General features: G+C 70.9%; 19 protein-coding genes and 2 pseudogenes. 8 read left to right on the plus strand and 13 right to left on the minus strand.

Annotated elements, in window-relative coordinates; genetic code table 11:
* Positions 1-151 precede the first annotated feature (151 nt).
* Positions 152-2,011: a S9 family peptidase gene (locus tag AOQ53_RS03900; RefSeq protein WP_059414982.1), complete on the minus strand. Its 1,860-nt coding sequence runs from the start codon at positions 2,009-2,011 to the stop codon at positions 152-154.
* 198 nt (positions 2,012-2,209) lie between these two features.
* Between AOQ53_RS03900 and AOQ53_RS03905 the strand changes: the two are divergent.
* The 3 genes and pseudogenes from AOQ53_RS03905 (at position 2,210) to AOQ53_RS03915 (ending at position 4,262) form a co-directional block, all read left to right on the plus strand.
* A pseudogene (locus AOQ53_RS03905) lies at positions 2,210-2,966 on the plus strand (class I SAM-dependent methyltransferase).
* Between the two features lie 73 nt (positions 2,967-3,039).
* Positions 3,040-3,414, plus strand: a complete 375-nt coding sequence (locus AOQ53_RS03910) for a nuclear transport factor 2 family protein (RefSeq protein WP_059415007.1) — start codon at positions 3,040-3,042, stop codon at positions 3,412-3,414.
* A 53-nt stretch (positions 3,415-3,467) separates the two neighbouring features.
* Complete coding sequence (locus AOQ53_RS03915; protein WP_174523226.1) at positions 3,468-4,262, plus strand: SURF1 family protein; 795 nt, start codon at positions 3,468-3,470, stop codon at positions 4,260-4,262.
* Between the two features lie 202 nt (positions 4,263-4,464).
* On the opposite strand, the gene AOQ53_RS03920 is transcribed toward AOQ53_RS03915, so the two are convergent.
* From AOQ53_RS03920 to AOQ53_RS03935, 4 genes are all read right to left on the minus strand, one after another.
* Positions 4,465-5,511 (minus strand): hypothetical protein, encoded by a 1,047-nt coding sequence (locus tag AOQ53_RS03920; protein ID WP_059415012.1) that lies wholly within the window; start codon positions 5,509-5,511, stop codon positions 4,465-4,467.
* Between the two features lie 116 nt (positions 5,512-5,627).
* Positions 5,628-6,203, minus strand: a complete 576-nt coding sequence (locus tag AOQ53_RS03925; RefSeq protein ID WP_059415010.1) for a SigE family RNA polymerase sigma factor — start codon at positions 6,201-6,203, stop codon at positions 5,628-5,630.
* Between the two features lie 551 nt (positions 6,204-6,754).
* A complete protein-coding gene (locus tag AOQ53_RS03930) occupies positions 6,755-7,840 on the minus strand; it encodes an aspartate-semialdehyde dehydrogenase (RefSeq protein WP_059414983.1) in 1,086 nt (361 codons plus the stop codon).
* Positions 7,840-9,117: an aspartate kinase gene (locus AOQ53_RS03935; protein ID WP_059414985.1), complete on the minus strand. Its 1,278-nt coding sequence runs from the start codon at positions 9,115-9,117 to the stop codon at positions 7,840-7,842. The genes AOQ53_RS03930 and AOQ53_RS03935 overlap by 1 nt, the downstream gene beginning before the upstream one ends.
* Before the next feature lie 235 nt (positions 9,118-9,352).
* On the opposite strand from AOQ53_RS03935, the gene AOQ53_RS03940 reads away from it, so the two are divergent.
* A complete protein-coding gene (locus tag AOQ53_RS03940) occupies positions 9,353-10,078 on the plus strand; it encodes a response regulator transcription factor (RefSeq protein ID WP_059414986.1) in 726 nt (241 codons plus the stop codon).
* Positions 10,075-11,460 (plus strand): sensor histidine kinase, encoded by a 1,386-nt coding sequence (locus tag AOQ53_RS03945; protein WP_059414988.1) that lies wholly within the window; start codon positions 10,075-10,077, stop codon positions 11,458-11,460. The genes AOQ53_RS03940 and AOQ53_RS03945 overlap by 4 nt, the downstream gene beginning before the upstream one ends.
* Here the strand turns inward: AOQ53_RS03945 and AOQ53_RS03950 are convergent.
* Positions 11,426-11,953: an SgcJ/EcaC family oxidoreductase gene (locus AOQ53_RS03950; RefSeq protein WP_059414990.1), complete on the minus strand. Its 528-nt coding sequence runs from the start codon at positions 11,951-11,953 to the stop codon at positions 11,426-11,428. The two genes, AOQ53_RS03945 and AOQ53_RS03950, sit on opposite strands and share 35 nt — an antisense overlap.
* A 173-nt stretch (positions 11,954-12,126) precedes the next feature.
* Here AOQ53_RS03950 and AOQ53_RS03955 point away from each other — a divergent pair, with 173 nt between their 5' ends.
* Positions 12,127-12,963, plus strand: coding sequence for a PhzF family phenazine biosynthesis protein (locus AOQ53_RS03955; protein ID WP_059414992.1), 837 nt, complete (start codon positions 12,127-12,129; stop codon positions 12,961-12,963).
* Positions 12,964-12,975: 12 nt separating this feature from the next.
* On the opposite strand, the gene AOQ53_RS03960 is transcribed toward AOQ53_RS03955, so the two are convergent.
* From AOQ53_RS03960 to AOQ53_RS03970, 3 genes are read right to left on the minus strand one after another with little or no spacing between them, the layout of a single operon-like run.
* Positions 12,976-13,461: a Uma2 family endonuclease gene (locus AOQ53_RS03960; RefSeq protein ID WP_269085435.1), complete on the minus strand. Its 486-nt coding sequence runs from the start codon at positions 13,459-13,461 to the stop codon at positions 12,976-12,978.
* Positions 13,458-13,640, minus strand: a complete 183-nt coding sequence (locus AOQ53_RS03965) for a DUF397 domain-containing protein (RefSeq protein ID WP_059414995.1) — start codon at positions 13,638-13,640, stop codon at positions 13,458-13,460. Before AOQ53_RS03965 ends, AOQ53_RS03960 begins: the two co-directional genes overlap by 4 nt.
* Positions 13,637-14,452 (minus strand): helix-turn-helix domain-containing protein, encoded by an 816-nt coding sequence (locus tag AOQ53_RS03970; RefSeq protein ID WP_236711557.1) that lies wholly within the window; start codon positions 14,450-14,452, stop codon positions 13,637-13,639. Before AOQ53_RS03970 ends, AOQ53_RS03965 begins: the two co-directional genes overlap by 4 nt.
* An 84-nt stretch (positions 14,453-14,536) precedes the next feature.
* On the opposite strand from AOQ53_RS03970, the gene AOQ53_RS03975 reads away from it, so the two are divergent.
* Complete coding sequence (locus AOQ53_RS03975) at positions 14,537-14,938, plus strand: hypothetical protein (RefSeq protein WP_408055133.1); 402 nt, start codon at positions 14,537-14,539, stop codon at positions 14,936-14,938.
* 48 nt (positions 14,939-14,986) lie between these two features.
* Here the strand turns inward: AOQ53_RS03975 and AOQ53_RS03980 are convergent, their stop codons facing one another.
* From AOQ53_RS03980 to AOQ53_RS03990, 3 genes are all read right to left on the minus strand, one after another.
* Positions 14,987-15,646, minus strand: a complete 660-nt coding sequence (locus tag AOQ53_RS03980; protein WP_059414998.1) for a DUF5063 domain-containing protein — start codon at positions 15,644-15,646, stop codon at positions 14,987-14,989.
* Positions 15,639-16,238: a recombination mediator RecR gene (recR, locus tag AOQ53_RS03985; protein ID WP_003991835.1), complete on the minus strand. Its 600-nt coding sequence runs from the start codon at positions 16,236-16,238 to the stop codon at positions 15,639-15,641. Before recR ends, AOQ53_RS03980 begins: the two co-directional genes overlap by 8 nt.
* Positions 16,239-16,341: 103 nt before the next feature.
* Positions 16,342-16,683, minus strand: a complete 342-nt coding sequence (locus AOQ53_RS03990) for a YbaB/EbfC family nucleoid-associated protein (protein WP_078945132.1) — start codon at positions 16,681-16,683, stop codon at positions 16,342-16,344.
* Between the two features lie 242 nt (positions 16,684-16,925).
* On the opposite strand from AOQ53_RS03990, the gene AOQ53_RS03995 reads away from it, so the two are divergent.
* Positions 16,926-17,681 (plus strand): SLATT domain-containing protein, encoded by a 756-nt coding sequence (locus AOQ53_RS03995; protein WP_059415000.1) that lies wholly within the window; start codon positions 16,926-16,928, stop codon positions 17,679-17,681.
* A gap of 149 nt (positions 17,682-17,830) precedes the next feature.
* Here AOQ53_RS03995 and AOQ53_RS04000 read toward each other — a convergent pair.
* Positions 17,831-18,128, minus strand: a pseudogene (locus AOQ53_RS04000) (serine/threonine protein kinase); the annotation flags it as partial.

Consider the following 18,128-nt stretch of genomic DNA (forward strand, 5'->3'; position numbering starts at 1 on the left):
CATCGCCTCAGGCGGCACGGCTGCCCGCGGGTTACGGGCACCCGCGCCCACAGGCGAAGGCACCCACGCCCCGCGGTCACCGACACCCCCGCCCCACAGGCGAAGGCACCCGCGCCCGCGGGGCACGCGTCAGCGTCCGGCTCCCTGCGGATCACGACCGTGGGTTCAGATACCTCTCCGCGAACTCCAGCTCCAGCCTCACCTGCTTGATCCGTTCGTCCACCACCAGCGACCCGTGCCCGGCGTCATAGCGGTACACCTCGTGGACCGCGCCTCTCGTCTCCAGGCGTTTGACGTAGTTCTCGATCTGGCGGATGGGGCAGCGGGGGTCGTTGACGCCGGCGGAGATGTAGACCGGGGCCTTGACCTGGTCGACGTAGGTGAGGGGGGAGGAGGCCTCGAAGCGGTCGGGGACCTCTTCGGGGGTGCCGCCGAGGAGCGTGCGGTCCATCGCCTTCAGCGCTTCCATCTCGTCGTGGTACGCCGTGACGTAGTCGGCGACGGGGACCGCCGCGATGCCCAGGGCCCACGCGTCGGGCTGGACGCCGAGGCCGAGGAGGGTGAGGTAGCCACCCCAGGAACCGCCGGTCAGGACGAGACGCTCGGGGTCCGCGAGGCCGGAGGTGACGGCCCATTCGCGGACCGCGGCGATGTCCTCCAGTTCGATGAGGCCCACGCGGTGCTTCAGGGCGTCCGTCCAGGCACGGCCGTAGCCCGTCGAGCCGCGGTAGTTGACCCGGACCACCGCGTAGCCGTGGTCGACCCACGCCGCCGGGCCCGCCGCGAAGGAGTCGCTGTCGTGCCAGGTCGGGCCGCCGTGGATGTCGAAGACCGTGGGGAGCGGGCCGGTGGTGCCCTTCGGCTTCTGGACGAGGGCGTGGATGCGGCCGCCGGGGCCCTCCACCCACACGTCCTCCACCGGCACCGAGCCGGGTGACTTCATGCCGGGCGGGTCGAGCACGACACCGCCCGCCGTGGAGCGGACCGCCGACGGTTCGGCGGCCGAGGACCACAGGTACTCCACGCTGCCGTCGGGCCGGGCCGTGGCGCCGGACACCGTGCCGGGCGGGGTCGGGATCTCGGTCAGGGCGCGGCTCGCCAGGTCGTAGCGGAACAGCTCGCTGCGGGCCTCGAAGCTGTGCGCGATGAGCAGGCCGCTGCCGTCCGGGTACCACTCGGCGCTGACGTCGCCCGGCAGTTCCAGCGCAAGGTCCATCTCCTCGCCGGAGGCGACGTCCCAGACCAGGGGCTCCCAGCGGCCCCGGCGCTGGTGGCCGATGAGGAGGCGGGTGTCGCCGTCGACGGGGGCGAAGCCGAGGACCTCCAGTCCGAGCTCGCGCCTACCACCCTCGGTGTCGTCGAGGTCGGCGACCGGCGTGCCGTCGGTGCGCAGGACGCGCAGGGCGGAGTGCATGGCGTCGCCGTGCTCGGTGTGCTCGATGGCGATGAGCGAGCCGTCGTGGGAGAGGTCGCCGACGCCGGCCGACTCGCGGTGGCGGTAGATCTCCACCGGGCCCTCGCCGGTGCGGGCGAGGTGGATCGTCGTACCGTCCTCGTCGGTCGAGCGGCCGACGACCGCCGTGCGCCCGTCGCGGCCGAGGGCGAGGCCCGCCGGGTACGAGGCGTCCAGGCCCTCGGCGGCGAGTTCGTCCGGGCCGCCCGTGAAGGGCTGGCGGCGCCAGACGCCGAACTCGTCGCCGTCCTTGTCGTCGAACCACCAGATCCAGGCGCCGTCCGGTGACAGCACGCCGTCCGTCGTGCCGTTCGGCCGGTCGGTCACCTGGCGCTGCTCGCCCGTCTTCCGGTCCCACGCGTACAGCTCGTACGTCCCCGTCGCGTTCGACACGAACAGGGAGCGGTCCGGCGCGTCCTCCGCCCAGTCGGGCAGGGACACCCGGGGCGCCCGGAAGCGCTTCTCCCAGTCCGGCATCCGCTCCCGCTGTCCCGCCTGTGCCTCTTGCTCGTGCTGGTCCCGCTGATCCCGCGCGTCGGATCCGTTGCTCTCAGTCATGGCCCCATACTGCACGCCCTCGCCGACAATTCGCTGGCGAGGTCCTCAGCCTGTGGATAACCTCCACCGGTTCCCCTTCCCAGCAGGTCAGGGGTGACCATGTACTCCCCCACGCCGGCCGACTGGCACGAGGCCAACCGCGCCCAGCCAGGACACGGGGGTCCCCCCACGGCTCTGAGGCAGTGAGGGAGCGTCCCGCTGCACGCGGCGGGCGATTTCTACGGCCTCGACGCCTTCCTGACCGGCCAGGACCCATTGCGCGACCTCGAACTCGCCGAGGTCGGCGACGTCTCCGGCCGATCGCTGCCGCGTCTCCAGTGCCATATCGGCCTCGGCACCCTGTCCTGGGCCCGGCACGGCGCCGCCCGCGTCGTCGGCCTCGACTTCTCAGCACCCGCGGTCGACATCGCCCGCGGCCTCGCGCGCGATCTCGGCCTCGGCCGGGATCGGGCGGCCTTCGTCGGGGCGGAGGTGTACGACGCGGCCACCGCGGTCCCGGACCCGTCGTACGACATCGTCTGCACCGGCGTCGGCGCGCTGTGCCGGCTGCCCGACATCGGGCGCTGGGCCGAGACGGCGGCCTCGCTGGTGGCGCCCGGGGGTCCTGTACCTCTCCGGGTTCCATCCGCTCACCGATGTCCTCGACGACGAGACCGGCTCGCGGATCACGTACGACTACTTCGCCCGTGACGCCTGGATCGAGGAGAGCCCGGGTTCGTACGCGGCCGAGGGCGCCGAGTTCGTCCACAACGGGCGCGCAGAGTGGCAGCACCCGGTCGGCGAGGTCGTCTCGGCGCTGGCGGCGGCCGGGCTGCGCATCGAGTTCCTGCACGAGCACGACGTCTCGCTGTTCCGGCGGTTCGGGTGCTTCGAGCGGCGGGACGGCTACTTCCGCTATCCGGCGAACCGGCCGCGGATCCCGCTGACGTACTCGATCCGGGCCCGCAAGGACTGACCCGGCAACGGCCGGGAGCGGCGTTCGCGCAGCTCAGAGCCAATTGTCAGTGGCGGTGGGCACACTTCTCGACATGACCGATCTGCGCGAGACCGTCGAGAGGTTCTGGGCCGCGGCCGAGGCGCGGGACTGGGCCGCGTTCGCCGGCACCCTGGCCGAGGACGTCGTTTACACGTTGCCCCAGACCCGCGAGCGCATCAGCGGGCGGGAGCGGTACGTCCGGTTCAACCGCGAGTATCCGGGCGACTGGCGTCTGCGTGTCGAGCGCGTCGTCGCCGAGCCGGGCCAGGTCGTCACCTGGATCCACTTCTCGGTGGGGCTGGAGGAGATGTACGGCATCTCCTTCTTCGCCGGGGACGGAGAGGGCCGGATATCCACCGTCACCGACTTCTGGCCCGAGCCGTACGAGCCCCCGGCGGGGCGGGAGCACCTGGCGGAGCGGTATTGAGTGGTATCGACCCCGCAGACCGGACCCGCCCGGCAGCGCCGTACCGTAAGGGTGTGTACCGGTTTCTGCTGACGCCCCGATGGTGGGGGATCAACGTCTTCGTGCTGTTGTCCATCCCCTTCTGCATCTTCATGGGGTCCTGGCAGCTGGGCCGGTTCGAGGACCGTGTGCAGGACCACCGCACGGCGACCGAGCAGGTCTCCGAGGCCCGGCACGAGGCGCCCCGGCCGCTCGGGGAGATGCTGCCGGTGACCAAGGCCACGTCCGGGAAGCAGGTCACCGCGACCGGCCGCTACGGCAAGCAACTGCTGGTGCCCGGCCGGGAGCTCGACGGCAAGCAGGGCTTCTACGTCCTGACGCTGCTGCGCACCGACTCGGGCGAGGCGCTGCCGGTGGTCCGCGGCTGGCTGCCCGGTGCCGCCGACGCGGCGAAGGCGCCCGCGCCGCCCGCCGGTGAGGTCACGGTCACGGGGGCGCTCCAGGCGTCCGAGACCCCGGGTGACAACGGCGTCAGCGCGCAGGGCGGCCTGCCGGCCGGGCAGACCGCGGCTATCAGTGCGGCGTCTCTGGTGAACCTGGTGCCGTACGACGTGTACGACGCGTGGGTCACGTTGGCGAAGGGTGACTCGGGGATGAAGGCGGTGCCGGCGAGTGCGCCGCCGGACACCGGGCTGGATCTGAAGGCGTTCCAGAACCTCGGCTACACCGCCGAGTGGTTCGCCTTCGTGGGGTTTGTGATCTTCATGTGGTTTCGGTTGCTGCGGCGGGAAATCGAGTTCGCGCGGGACGCGGAGCTGGGGTTGGTGCCGGAAGAGGAGCCTGTTGGCGCGGACGTCGGCGCCAAGTGAGGCGGCGTTGGCGCTGAGGCCGGGTGGTTCCGCAACCCGGCGGTGCGGGGTGCCGCTGCGCTCACCCTTCCCAAGCTCTCGGCTTCGCTCGAGTAAGGGGCCCCATCGCCCCAAGCGGCACGACTGCCCGCAGCTACGACGGCCATGGCGGCCCGCAGCTGAGCGGAACCGGCCGCCCGCAGCCCACCGCGACCAGCACGGACTACGACGTCGCCAGCACACCCGTCCAGTAGACCGTCCCCGCACACGCGTTGGACACCGTCACCGAGCCCGCTCCCGAGCCGGTCGCCGGTGTGTACGTCACCGCCACGCTGCCGTCGACCGTGCCGTCCTCCCTGGCCAGCTGCGGGGCCGTGCCCGTGCCCGTGTCGCCGCCGGTGGAGGTGCCGCCCGCGGCCGCGCTGTCCTCCGTCGGGGTGGGGTCGGGCGTGGGGTCGGGGTCGGGGTCGGGGTCGCCGCCGGGGGCGGGGCAGGTCTCACTGGGGACCCAGGCGAACTTCACGTCGTAGGCGGCGCCCGGCGCCAGCACCAGCTGGGCGGCCTCCAGGGACGGGTCGGGCAGGCCGGCCGCCGCGTCCCCGGCCGTGTGCCGGGCCGTGGTGACCTTGTTGACGTCGGCCGCGCCCTGCGCCAGCGCGCTCACCGAACCGGGGTCGGTGACCGTACAGCTCGCCGCCGAGACGTTGGTGACGCGGAAGGAGCCGTAGACCGCGCCGGTGGAGTCGGGGGCGGCGCTGCTTCCGGCGGCGGGGCCGAGCTGGGCGGCGGTGCAGGCCTGGATGCCGGCGGCGGCGGTGGAGGACGGGCCGGCGCCCTGGGACGCTCCGGCCGAGGCGCCGGGACTCTTGCCTTCCTTGTCCTTCTGCTTCTTGTCGCCCTTGTCCTTGCCCTCGGCCTTGCCGGGGGAGCTGCCCTCGGTGCTCTCGCCGCCGTCCGGGCCCTTGCCCTGGCTCGCGCCGCCCTGGGCCTCGGAAGCGTGGCCGATCGCGGACGGGTTGGCCTCGGAGCCGGTGGAGTTGGAGACGTGCACGAGGGCGGGGATGGCTGTGCCGATGAACAGCGCGGCGGCTGCCATGCCGACGACGGCCTGCCGCTTGCGGGTCCGCCGCTGGGGCACCGCCTTCCGCAGATAGTCCAGCGTGCCGTCGCGCGGTTCCACCTCCTGCACCGCATCGTGCAGCATCCTGCGCAGGTCCAGCTCGTCCGATTCGAGCCCCTTGGGGCTCTGTTCGTCCAGGCCGTGGTTCACAGTTCCGTTCCCAGTGTGCGATTGCTTCGGATCCTGCCCGTGCAGTTTTGTCGGCTCGTGCCACTCGAAGGGCTCGTGCCGGTCGCGCCCGTCGCGGCGCGCGCCGCCGCCGTCGCTCATACCGGCGCCTCCATGGCCAGCCGGAGCGCCGCGATGCCGCGCGAGCCGTACGCCTTGACCGAGCCCAGGGATATGCCGAGGGTCTCGGCGACCTGGGCCTCGGTCATGTCCGCGAAGTAGCGCAGCACCAGCACCTCGCGCTGGCGGCGCTGGAGGCCCTTCATCGCCTTGATGAGGGAGTCGCGCTCCAGCTGGTCGTAGGCGCCTTCCTCGGCGCTCGCCATGTCGGGCATGGGCTTCGACAGCAGCTTCAGGCCGAGAATGCGGCGGCGCAGCGCCGAGCGCGACAGGTTGACGACCGTCTGACGCAGGTACGCCAGGGTCTTCTCGGGGTCGCGGACTCGCTTGCGGGCCGAGTGGACGCGGATGAAGGCCTCCTGGACGACGTCCTCGCAGGAGGCGGTGTCGTCGAGGAGGAGGGCGGCGAGACCGAGCAGCGAGCGGTAGTGCGCCCGGTAGGTCTCGGTGAGGTGGTCGACGGTGGTCCCGGCCGCGACACCGTCCTCGGCGCCTTCACGCTGGTTCGGGATGCGGGCCGGCCGCGCTGCGGGCACGGGCGCGATCACCGGCATGCCGCCGGGAGTACCGGACATGCGGGGTCGTAGAGCCGCCGGACGGGGCGGTCGAAGGACCGTGCCGCGTGCCGCGCTGAAGTCGAGTACCTCTGCCACGCCTGTTGGACACGCTCACCCCTGTCAGGGTTGTACGTGCCGGGCAACACTTTCACGCCGACCTTCGCTGTCGAAGGTCTACCCGCGTCAGGCAGCACAACCGATGGTGCATCAAATGCCCTCATGCGTCCCGCTCTTCCCCTATGTCCAGATATGAACGGGCGTCCCCACGCCCGGTTCCAGGCGTCCCCACGCCTGTATGTGTCCCGCGGCCCGGAAGGGCGACCGCAAAGACGCTCCCCGCCCTCCGCGCGGTTGCGGAGGGCGGGGAGGTAAATCCTCGGATGCCGATGGGGTTCGGGACAAGTGGTCCGGACCATCGACCGGCTCACATGTCTTACGCAGATCCTACAAACCGTCTCTGACAGCGGCCGGGGGTTTCCCGTGGCGAAACTTCCCGAAAACCCGGCGGCGGCCACCGGCACCGCGCGTTCGGCCACCGGCCCGGCGCGTCACGACAGCTCGGCGGCCACCAGTTCGGCGATCTGGGCGGTGTTGAGCGCGGAACCCTTGCGCAGGTTGTCCCCGCAGACGAACAGTTCGAGCGCCGTCGGGTCGTCCAGCGCCCGGCGTACCCGACCGACCCACGTCGGGTCGGTGCCGACCACGTCGGCGGGCGTCGGGAACTCCCCCGCGGCCGGGTTGTCGAACAGCACGACCCCGGGCGCCGTGGCGAGGATCTCGCGGGCCTTGTCGACGGTGACCTCGCCTTCGAAGCGGGCGTGCACGGTCAGCGAATGCGTGGTGATCACCGGAACGCGGACGCAGGTGACGGCCACGGGCAGGCCGGGCAGCCCGAGGATCTTGCGGGACTCGTCCCGGACCTTCAGCTCCTCCGACGACCAGCCGTCCTCACGCGGCGACCCGGCCCACGGCACGACGTTCAGCGCGACCGGCTCCGGAAACGGCCCAGTGCTGTCGCCCACGGCCCGCCGTACGTCACCGGGGCTGGTCCCCAACTCCGTGCCGGCGACCAGGGACAGCTGCTGCCGCAGGGTCGCCACGCCCGCGCGGCCGGCGCCGCTGACCGCCTGGTACGAGGAGACCACCAGTTCGCGCAGACCGAACTCGGCGTGCAGCGCGCCCAGGGCCACGATCATGGAGAGCGTCGTGCAGCTGGGGTTGGCGATGATCCCGCGCGGGCGCATCCGTACGGCGTGCGGGTTGACCTCGGGCACGACGAGCGGCACGTCCGGGTCCATCCGGAACGTGCCGGAGTTGTCGACCACCACCGCGCCCTTGGCGGCGGCCAGGGGCGCCCACCGCTCGGCGACCTCGTCGGGGACGTCGAACATCGCGACGTCGACTCCGTCGAAGGCCTCCTCGGTGAGCGCCACGACCTCGGTCTCCTCGCCGCGCACGGCCAGCTTGCGGCCGGCCGAGCGCGGGGAGGCGACCAGTCGGATCTCGCCCCAGACGTCCGCCCGCTGGGACAGGATCTGGAGCATGACCGTGCCGACGGCCCCGGTCGCTCCCACGACGGCGAGCGTCGGGCGCTCGGACCGGCCGGGCCGGTCGGCCCGTCGGAGTCCGGCCATCAGCGGCCGGTGCCTCCGTAGACGACGGCCTCGTCGCTGTCGGAGTCGAGCCCGAACGCGGTGTGCACGGCGCGGACGGCCTCGGGCACGTCGTCGGCGCGTGTGACGACCGAGATGCGGATCTCGGAGGTCGAGATCAGCTCGATGTTCACACCGGCGTCGGACAGCGCCTTGAAGAAGTCGGCCGTGACACCCGGGTTCGTCTTCATCCCTGCGCCGACCAGGGAGATCTTCCCGATCTGGTCGTCGTAGCGCAGGGATTCGAAACCGATGCCGCCCTTGTTCTTCTCCAGGGCGTCGATGGCCTTGCGGCCCTCGGCCTTGGGAAGCGTGAAGGAGATGTCCGTCAGACCCGTGGAGGCGGCGGACACGTTCTGCACGATCATGTCGATGTTGATCTCGGCGTCCGAGATCGTCCGGAAGATCGCGGCCGCCTCGCCCGGCTTGTCCGGCACGCCGACGACCGTGACCTTGGCCTCGGAGGTGTCGTGCGCGACACCGGAGATGATGGCCTGCTCCACCTGCTTGTCCCCTTGCTGAATCGGCTCACTGCTGACCCACGTGCCCTGAAGTCCGCTGAAGCTGGACCGGACGTGGATCGGGATGTCGTACCGGCGGGCGTACTCCACGCAGCGGTGGAGCAGCACCTTCGACCCGGATGCCGCCAGCTCGAGCATGTCCTCGAGGGAGATCCAGTCGATCTTCCGGGCCTTCTTCACCACGCGCGGGTCGGCGGTGAACACGCCGTCGACGTCGGTGTAGATCTCGCACACATCGGCGTCGAGGGCGGCGGCGAGGGCCACCGCGGTGGTGTCGGAGCCGCCGCGGCCGAGGGTGGTGATGTCCTTGGTGTCCTGGCTGACACCCTGGAAACCAGCCACGATCGCGATGTTGCCCTCGTCCACCGAGGTCTTGATCCGGCCCGGCGTGACGTCGATGATCCGGGCTTTGTTGTGGACCGAGTCGGTGATGACACCTGCCTGGCTGCCGGTGAACGACTGGGCCTCGTGGCCCAGCTTTTTGATCGCCATGGCCAGCAGTGCCATGGAGATCCGCTCTCCGGCGGTCAGCAGCATGTCGAGCTCGCGCCCGGCAGGCATCGGGGAAACCTGCTCGGCGAGATCGATCAGCTCGTCCGTCGTGTCGCCCATCGCGGAAACGACGGCAACCACCTGGTTGCCGTTCTGCTTCGCTTCCACGATCCGCTTGGCGACGCGCTTGATGCCCTCGGCATCGGCTACGGAGGAGCCTCCGTACTTCTGCACGACAAGGCCCACGTGCGCTCCTCGCTCAATCCGTCTCTATCCGCTCATACGCATTCGTACCGCGGTCGGCTCAGTCTAACGAGCGTCCGAAAATCCCTTCCGCGATATCGCATGGTGAGACTTCCGGGGTACTCGTTCAGGTCTGCTCATGCCCATCTGGGCACAGGCCACGCGAGAAAGTGCCCGGCGTCACAATCGCACGTGGGCTGCTCAGGGTGGCCCAACTTTCAAGCACTAGGGTTCGCCTGTGCGCGTACTTCTGGTGGAAGACGATGAACCGGTCGCCGAGTCCCTCAGACGCGGCCTGAAGCGCTACGGCTTCGAGGTCGAGTGGGTCACCACGGGCCGGGCGGCCCTGCACCACACGAGCCCCTACGACGTCGTCCTGCTGGACCTCGGCCTGCCCGACACCGACGGCCTGGACGTCTGCAGGGCGCTGCGCGAGCGCGGTGACGTCCCGATCATCGTGATCAGCGCCCGCAGCGACGAGACGGACCGGGTGGTGGGCCTGGAGATCGGCGCGGACGACTACGTTTCCAAGCCGTTCGGCGTCCGGGAGGTCATCGCCCGCATCCGGGCGGTGATGCGCCGCGCGCAGCCCCGCACCCCCGCGGCCGGGGGACCCGGGGGCGGCCCCGACCGCTACGGCCCCCGCCTGACCATCGACCGCAAGGCGGCCCGGGTGCGGCTCGACGGCGAGGAGGTGGCCCTCGCGCCCAAGGAGTACGACCTGCTGGCCTTCCTCACCGAGGAGCCCGGGGCGCTGATGTCGCGCGAGCAGATCATGGAAGCGGTCTGGGACGCGAACTGGTTCGGGCCGACGAAGACGCTGGACGTGCACGTGGCGGCGCTGCGGCGGAAGCTGGCGGGGGCGATCACGATCGAGGCGGTGCGCGGGGTCGGCTTCCGGCTGGAGATCGTCAAGGACAGCGGCGGCGACCCGAGCACCGGAACGGACAGCGCCACCTCATGATCCGCCAGCTCGTCCGCAGCTACATCTTCCTCGTCGCGATCGCCATCGCCCTGTTCACGGTGCCGGTGGCCTTCTCGCTCACCTCCCAGCTGCGGGGCGACACCGAGGATTCCGTGATGCGCGAGGCCAGGACCATGGCCCTGCTTCTGGCCAACGGCGACTCCACCTCGTGCGAGGCGCTCCAGAAGATGGCCGAGGCGTACGCCGACCAGACGCCCGGCGACGTCCAGGTGGCCGGCGCTCCGGGCTGCGCGCCGGGTCTGCTCCGCCCCGCGGAGGACGCGGCCCTGACCGCGGCCCTCGACCGGAACGACCCCACGACCGACTGGGGCTCCTCCTTCATCTGGGGCCCCGATCTGGTGATCACGGTCCCCGCCGAGACGGCCGGCGACGACCGGGTCGTCGGTGCCGTGCGCATCGTCTACTCGACGAACGAGATGACCGACCGCCTGTGGACCATCTGGGGCTTCCGGGCGATCCTCGCGGTGCTGGTCCTCGTGGTGGCCGCCCTGCTCGGCGTGGGGGTGGCGCGGCGTCTGACCCGCCCGCTGCGTCAGCTCAACGACATGGCGAGCAAGTTCAGCGACGGCGACCTGACCGCCCGCTCCCCCGTGACCGGCCCGCCGGAGACCCAGACGCTGGCGCGCACCCTCAACCAGGGTGCGGAACGCCTGGACACGCTGATCGCGGCCCAGCGCATCTTCGTGGCGGACGCCTCGCACCAGCTGCGCACCCCGCTCACGGCCCTGCGGCTGTCCCTGGACAACATCGCGGACGGTGTGGACGACGCGTTCGTACGGGAGGACGTGGAGCAGGCCACCGCCGAGGTCGTGCGCATGAACCGCCTGGTCAACGGCCTGCTGGTGCTGGCCCGTGCCGAGGCGAAGGTGACGGTGGCCGAGCCGCTCCCGCTGCTGGACATCGTGCGGGAGCGGCTCGCCGTGTGGAGACCGGCCGCCGACGAGCGCGGAGTCACCATCGCGCTCAGGGGGAGTATCGACGGCCGGCCGTCTGTGCTGTCCAGCCCCGGACATCTGGACCAGATGCTGGACAACGTGCTCTCCAACGCCCTGGAGGTCTCACCGGACGGCGGGACGATCACCGTGCGGGTGGACCCCCGGGGCGATGTGGTGGAGGTGTCGGTCCTGGACGAGGGCCCCGGCATGTCGGACGCCGAGAAGTCCCGCGCCTTCGACCGCTTCTGGCGGGGCCAGGGCCTGACCGGCAAGGGCGGCTCCGGCCTCGGTCTCGCCGTCGTCAAGCAACTGGCGACGGACGACGGTGGGACCGTGGCCCTGGCGGACGCTCCCGGGGGCGGCCTGTGCGTGACGATCGCCCTCCGGGCGGTCAGCTCTCGGGCATCTTCGAGGAGTGGTGGTTGACGATCAGCCATGTGCCGTCGGCCTGCTTCTCGTAGGCGTACGTGTAGCGGGCCTTGACGGTGTTCATCGCGCCCGTCGCAGGGTCGGTGAGCGCGAACTCGTACACGCCGGTGTCGATGACAGTGTCCCGGTCGAGGACGTTGACGACCGACTCGATCTTCGTGCCGACCGGCTTGTTCCGGAGGAAGTGCTCGAAGTAGTCGACGATCTCGGCTCTGTCCGTACGGACGTTGTCGGAGACGGTCGGCAGCAGGACCGCGTCCTGCGCGTACAGGTCGGCGACCTTCTGCGGGTCGCCGGTCCGCAGCGCCGCGTTCCACTGGTCGAACAGCCCGAGCACCTGCGCCTCGGTGGCCATCTTGGCGGAGTTCGTCCCGGACGTGCCGCGCGAGTCGGCTCCGGCGACTCCGGCACCGAGGGCGAAGGTACCGGCGGCCAGGGCGGCTACAGCGGTGGCGACGGTTATGCGACGGCGTGCGGGGCGACGGTTCATGACATCTCCAGTGACATCGAGGGGAGTTGACTTGCCTCCGCTTCTTCTGCGGTGGAAGTGACTCCAGACTCGCGTGTCACCGGTTAACGGCCGTGCAGCCCACGTACAGGGGCCGTACAAGGAGCCCCCAAATCACGCAGCGTGAGCGTGGAGCCGGACGCTACTGTCTCGGCATGGAGATATTGCGCTACGTAGCGTTCAGCACGGATCCCAAGGGCGGCAACCCCGCGGGGGTGGTGCTGGACGCCACCGGGGCCGACGACGCGACGCTGCTGGCGACGGCGGCCGAAGTCGGCTACTCCGAGACGGCGTTCGTGGTGGAGTCCGGCGACGGTGCCCTGGACGTGCGGTACTTCAGCCCGCTCGCCGAGGTGTCGTTCTGCGGCCACGCGACGATCGCGACGGCCGTGGCCCACGCGGAGCGGCACGGCACCGGGCGCCTGCGGCTGCGCACGGCGGCGGGCCCTGTCACCGTCACCACCGACCGGGCGGCGGACGGCACCCTCGTGGCGACCCTGGTGAGCGTCGCACCGCGTACGGCACCGGTCGAGGAAGCCGAGCTGGCCGAACTGCTGGGGATTCTGGGCTGGTCCGCCGAGGACCTGGACCCGGCGCTGCCGCCCCGCGCGGCCTTCGCCGGAGCCTGGCACCCGGTCATCGCCGCGGCGAGCCGGGACCGGCTGGCCGGCCTGGACTACGACATGGCCGCGCTCGCCGCGCTCATGGCCCGCAAGGACTGGACCACGATCGATCTGGTCTGGCGGGAGTCCCCCACGGTCTTCCACGCCCGCAACCCGTTCCCGCCCGGCGGTGTGGTCGAGGACCCGGCCACGGGGGCGGCGGCTGCCGCGTTCGGTGGCTACCTGCGGGAACTCGGGCTCGTACCGACCCCAGCCACCCTGACGATCCACCAGGGCACGGACATGGGACGGCCGAGCACGATCACGGTGACGGTACCGACGGAGGCGGACGCGGGGATCGGCGTGACCGGCACGGCCGTACGGCTCTGAGAAGCGTCGGCCTCAGTCGACGAACTCCTTCAGCGGCTCGGTGTCCAGGTCGAAGTTCACCGGCTCGGGGAGCTTGACGGTGGCGCCGAAGGGCAGCTTCTCCTCGTGGCGGTAGCGGCCGTCCTCGGGCTGGTTGAACACGACGACCGACGCGTCGTCCCGGTCGATGAGGAGGTAGACCGGGATGCCTGCCGCCGCGTAACCGTCGGGCTTCTCGACGCGGTCGCGCTGGTTCGTGTCGGAGTCGTACGACGTGATCTCGACCGCCATCAGGGCGCCGTCCGCTTCCGACCACTCCCCTTGGCCCTTGAGCCCACCCACCCGGACGAGCACTCCGTCGGCGCGAGCGCGCCCCTTGCGGTGACGCTCCGTCTTCAGCCCGCTCTCCGCGTGCAGCCACAGATCAGGGCGATGTTGCATGCACACTCGTTGCAGCCACGCGATCATCTCGCGGTGGTTGCCGTCCGCCAGGGAAAGGGCTCGAAGCCCGAGGCTCAAGCCTCGGGCCGAACTGCGGAGACGAACGCCGACCAGGCGGGGGCGGCGACGTGGAGCTCAGGGCCCGCGAGGGTCTTGGAGTCGCGGATGTGGACGGCGGCGGACAGGGCGACTTCGACGCAGTTGCCGCCCTCGGAGTCGCTGTAGCTCGACTTGACCCAGCGCAGTTGGTCACTCATGACTGATCCACCATCCGCTCGATGAAACGGGCCGACTCAGTGGGACTGAGAGCCTGCGTGCGGATCATGCTAAGCCGCTCCATCGCCAGGCGGACAACCCCCGGATCGGCCGAGAGTTCGCTCACCAACGGGCCTTCCGCGAAGGCGAACCGCTCATGGTCGTGGGTCTCCAAGAGCACCATGGGCCCCATCAGTGCGGTGGGAACGGTTCCTTCGAACGGCAGCACCTGAAGCACGACGTTGCGCAGCCTGGACGCCTCCAGCAGGTGACGCAGCTGTTCCACGTCGACCAGCGGATTGCGCAACGCGGCCTCGTAGACGAGGAAGCAGAAAGCCACTGGCGGTTTCTCCTCGGTGAGGAGGGCCTGTCGCGCCATACGTGCGGCGACCCGTTCCTCCACCGTCTCGTCGTCCAGGGGCGGGACGTGATTCTCGATGAGGGCACGTGCGTACTGCCTCGTCTGCAACAGCCCTGGTACGTAGGTGACTTCGTAGGACCAGTGACTGATCGCCTCCCGCTCCCTCTCCATGAAGTCCTGCGCCCGCGCCGGGAACTTCTCCCGCTGCAAGTACTCCTTGGCCGCGCTCAGAAAACCCTCGGCCCCGCACAGGTCGTCGGCCGTGTCGAGGGCGCGTGGCGTCGGCATGCGTACGCCCTGCTCCATGGACTTGATGGTGTCCAGGGAGTAGTTGGCGGCGGCGGCCAGTTCCTCCCGGCTGACGTTCGCCTTCGTACGCCAGCGCTTCATCTGGTTGCCGCTGTACCGCCAGGCGACCGGCGGCTGGGAATTGGAGTTGTACTGGCCCGACACAGCGCCCACCTCCGACGGTTACACCACGACGTGTACGACAACAGTCGCTACCGAAAGTAGCCGCACGACCACGAGTGTGTGGCCATGACGAACGCAATTCACCGGCCTGAGTGGGTCCCGGCGGCAGGTCATCAACTCCACGTCGCGGGAGTGCACTTCGACTCGGTCCGGGTCGAAGGTCTGCGCGGGGAATTGGTCGCCGAGTGGCTGATCGAGGCGGCGGACGGGGACGCGGGGCCGATCGTGTGCGAGGCGAGCGGGCCGCGGTGGGTGTACTTTCTGCTGGCGCCCGGGGCGGTACGGAGACATGACTGGCCGCTCGGAGTGCAGCAACTGGGCGGGCGGGACCCGCGTACGGTCACCGTCACGTACATCGGGATCCCGGCGCTGGAGGGGAACACCTGGCCGCTCAGGTGGTACAGCGAGCCGACGCCGACCGCGCCCTACGTCGACGGGGAGGCGCTGGCCGCCGCCGTGGGCCGGTGAGGTCGCGGTGCCGCCACGGCCGCGCGGCGGCCGTGGCGGGCCGGTGGGCTACTTGGCCGGGCGCAACCCCAGCGGCTCCGCGATCTCCTCCACCATCACCCGGCCCGCCTCGATCTCCAGGGTGTCGTCGCCCATGGCCTGGTCCGTGTCCAGGCCGTCGAGTTCGGCCAGGGGCTGGTTGAGGCGGACGTGGGCGAGGACCGACTGGAGGGCGCGGAGGGTCGCGGAGGCGGTGGAGCCCCAGTTGGAGAAGTAGGAGAACTGCCACCACCACAGGGCCTCCGTGGTACGGCCCGCCCGGTAGTGGGCCATGCCGTGGCGCAGGTCGGTGATGACGTCGGTGAGGTCGTCGGAGATCCGGGCCGGGACCGGAGCCTTGCGGGGCTCGTAGGGGTCGAAGACCTCCGAGTAGACGTCGACGGGGTCGAGGAGGCGGGCCAGATTCTCGCGGAGCTCGTCGACGTCCGGCTCGGGGCCCGAGTCGGGCTCGTAGCGCTCGTCGGGCAGGATGTCCTCGTGCGCGCCGAGGCGGCCGCCGGCGAGGAGGATCTGGGAGACCTCCAGGAGCAGGAAGGGAACGGCCGATTCCGGCTCGTCGCCCTTCGCGATCTCCGTGACGGCGACCAGGAAGCTCTCGACCTGGTCCGCGATCTGGACCGCGAAGTCGTCCGGGTTCTGTTCGGTCGCGTGCAGCGTGGCGTCAGACATCTAGGAGTCGTCTCCCCTCGAAGGCGCGACCGAGGGTCACCTCGTCCGCGTATTCCAGGTCGCCACCCACCGGGAGGCCGCTGGCCAGGCGGGTGACCTTCAGGCCCATGGGCTTGATCATGCGGGCGAGGTACGTCGCGGTCGCCTCGCCTTCGAGATTCGGGTCGGTGGCGAGGATGAGTTCCGTGACCGTGCCGTCGGCCAGGCGGGCCAGGAGTTCCCTGATCCGCAGGTCGTCCGGGCCCACCCCGTCGATCGGGCTGATCGCGCCGCCCAGGACGTGGTAACGGCCCCGGAACTCACGCGTGCGCTCGATCGCCACGACGTCCTTCGGTTCCTCGACGACGCAGATGACGGCGGGGTCGCGGCGGGTGTCGCGGCAGATGTTGCACAACTCCTCCTGCGCGACGTTGCCGCAGGTCGCGCAGAAGCGGACCTTCGCCTTGACCTCCATGAGCGCCTGGGCGAGCCGTCGTACGTCCGTGGGCTCCGCCTGCAGGATGTGGAAGGCGATCCGCTGGGCGCTCTTGGGACCGACGCCGGGCAGCCGCCCCAGCTCGTCGATCAGGTCCTGGACCACGCCTTCGTACAACGGACTGCCTTTCCTGGGTCATCGAGGTCGTTCGGAAGGCCGTACGGCCTGCCCGTACGTACCGTAGTTGTCAGCCACCCGTCCGAGGAAGGCGGTGAGCGTCTCAGAACGGCAGACCGGGGATGCCGCCGCCGCCCAGACCCTGCGCGAGCGGGCCCAGCTTCTCCTGCTGGAGCGCCTGCGCGTTCTCGTTGGCCGCCTGCACCGCCGCCACGACCAGATCGGCGAGGGTCTCGGTGTCCTCCGGGTCCACCGCCTTCGGGTCGATCTTCAGGTTGCGCAGCTCTCCGGCGCCGGTGACGGTCGCGGTCACCAGACCGCCGCCCGCCTGGCCGTCGACCTCCGTCTGCGCCAGTTCCTCCTGCGCCTGTGCCAGGTCCTGTTGCATCTTCTGGGCCTGCTGGAGCAGCTGCTGCATATTGGGCTGGCCACCACCGGGGATCACGATCAGCTCCTTGCTCGGTACGGGTTTTCCCGTTCGGCACGAGCCTACGTGGTCGGGCCTGCCGTCGCCCCAGCACTCTTTCGAGTGAGTTCCACTCGCGCCGTATAACTGATCAAGGAATACTTCCGGGCGGAAAAGCGGCGAAAGCTACATCTCGCCACCCATTGGGGGGTAGGAAGGGTCCGGCGCGTGTGCGTCATGTGTGTCTCTTGTCACGCAGCGTGGTCAGTAGGGAGTGCCGGGTGGGTCAGCCGGAGATGCAGCCCGAGGGGCCGCCTCAGGACGGACGGGGCGAGGGGGCGGCCCGGCTGCGGCCGGGCGATCTGACCGGGCGGGCCTTCCCGCTCGGAGACTGGGGGGAGCCGGCGGTCCGGCTGGACGAGCTGTACCGGTGGGTGGAGCGCGGGGCGCTCGAGACGGCGGCCTGGTACCTGGAGGACCGGGTGTGGAAGCGGCGGTGCGCGCGGGCGCTGCGCTGCGGGACCGCGGTGGGGGCGGTCACCGGGGTCGCGCTGCCCCTGCTGGATCTGACCGGGGTCGCGGGCGGCATCGCGCCCTGGGGGTGTCTGGCGCTGCTGCTGGGGGTGGCGTGTGTGGCCGTCGACCGGTACTTCGGGGTGACGACGGGGTGGATGCGGGACGTGGCCACCGCGCAGGCCGTGCAGCGCCGGTTGCAGGCGCTCCAGTTCGACTGGGCGGCGGAGAGCGTGCGGGAGGTTCTGGGGCCGGCGGAGGGGACCGCGAGTGAGGCGGCCGAGCGGTGTCTCGGGGTGCTGCGGAGGTTCTCCGAGGATGTGAGTGAGCTGGTGCGGGGGGAGACCGCGGAGTGGGTGGGGGAGTTTCGGAGCGGGGGTGCGCCGGTGGGGTTGCAGGCGGTGGCGTTCTCGGGGAGTGGGCGCGGGGGCGAGGCGGGGAGCTTCCCTGGGCGGTTCTCCGTGCCGCCGGGGGGTGGTGCGCGGCCCAACATGCCTCGGCAGCGGCCGCCGGAGCCGAGGTGACTGTGCGTTTGGGCTGGGGCCGGGCGGGTGCGCGGCTCGGCGCTACGAGGTGCCGCTCCTTTGGGACGGGTGCCGTCCCAGGCGGGTGACCGAGACGCCCCGGACGGTGCGGCCGGTGAACACCGTGGTCAGGCCGTGGAGTTCGGGGTTCACTGCCTCGTGTACGTCAGCTTCTCCCCGCTGCTGCTGTTCACGCGCTGGAGCGTGCCGTCCGAAAGGACGGTGATCTCGGTGGCGGCGCCCGGGGTGCAGGCGGTGCGTGGCCGGCCGACGGTCACGGTGGAAGGGCCGATCCTCACCGGTCCGTCGGCGTCTGGGGCGTCGGTCAGTTCGCCCTCGAACACGCAGTGGTAGCTGCCACCCTCCTTCGTGGGGCCGTCGGCCACGAGGGACAGAACCGTGTCGCCGGGCCCGCCCTGCTGGATGGTCAGCCGGCGGGTGTGCCGG

Source organism: Streptomyces azureus, assembly GCF_001270025.1.
GTDB lineage: Bacteria > Actinomycetota > Actinomycetes > Streptomycetales > Streptomycetaceae > Streptomyces > Streptomyces azureus.

Excerpts from the sequence above, each read along its gene's own strand:
- AOQ53_RS03900 (WP_059414982.1), bottom strand. The coding sequence starts at position 2,011 with ATGACTGAGAGCAACGGATCCGACGCGCGGGATCAGCGGGACCAGCAC.
- AOQ53_RS03965 (WP_059414995.1), bottom strand. The coding sequence starts at position 13,640 with ATGAGTGACCAACTGCGCTGGGTCAAGTCGAGCTACAGCGACTCCGAG.
- AOQ53_RS03955 (WP_059414992.1), top strand. The coding sequence starts at position 12,127 with ATGGAGATATTGCGCTACGTAGCGTTCAGCACGGATCCCAAGGGCGGC.
- AOQ53_RS03930 (WP_059414983.1), bottom strand. The coding sequence starts at position 7,840 with ATGGCCGGACTCCGACGGGCCGACCGGCCCGGCCGGTCCGAGCGCCCG.
- AOQ53_RS03910 (WP_059415007.1), top strand. The coding sequence starts at position 3,040 with ATGACCGATCTGCGCGAGACCGTCGAGAGGTTCTGGGCCGCGGCCGAG.
- AOQ53_RS03980 (WP_059414998.1), bottom strand. The coding sequence starts at position 15,646 with ATGTCTGACGCCACGCTGCACGCGACCGAACAGAACCCGGACGACTTC.
- AOQ53_RS03945 (WP_059414988.1), top strand. The coding sequence starts at position 10,075 with ATGATCCGCCAGCTCGTCCGCAGCTACATCTTCCTCGTCGCGATCGCC.
- AOQ53_RS03925 (WP_059415010.1), bottom strand. The coding sequence starts at position 6,203 with ATGCCGGTGATCGCGCCCGTGCCCGCAGCGCGGCCGGCCCGCATCCCG.
- AOQ53_RS03950 (WP_059414990.1), bottom strand. The coding sequence starts at position 11,953 with ATGAACCGTCGCCCCGCACGCCGTCGCATAACCGTCGCCACCGCTGTA.
- AOQ53_RS03975 (WP_408055133.1), top strand. The coding sequence starts at position 14,537 with ATGACGAACGCAATTCACCGGCCTGAGTGGGTCCCGGCGGCAGGTCAT.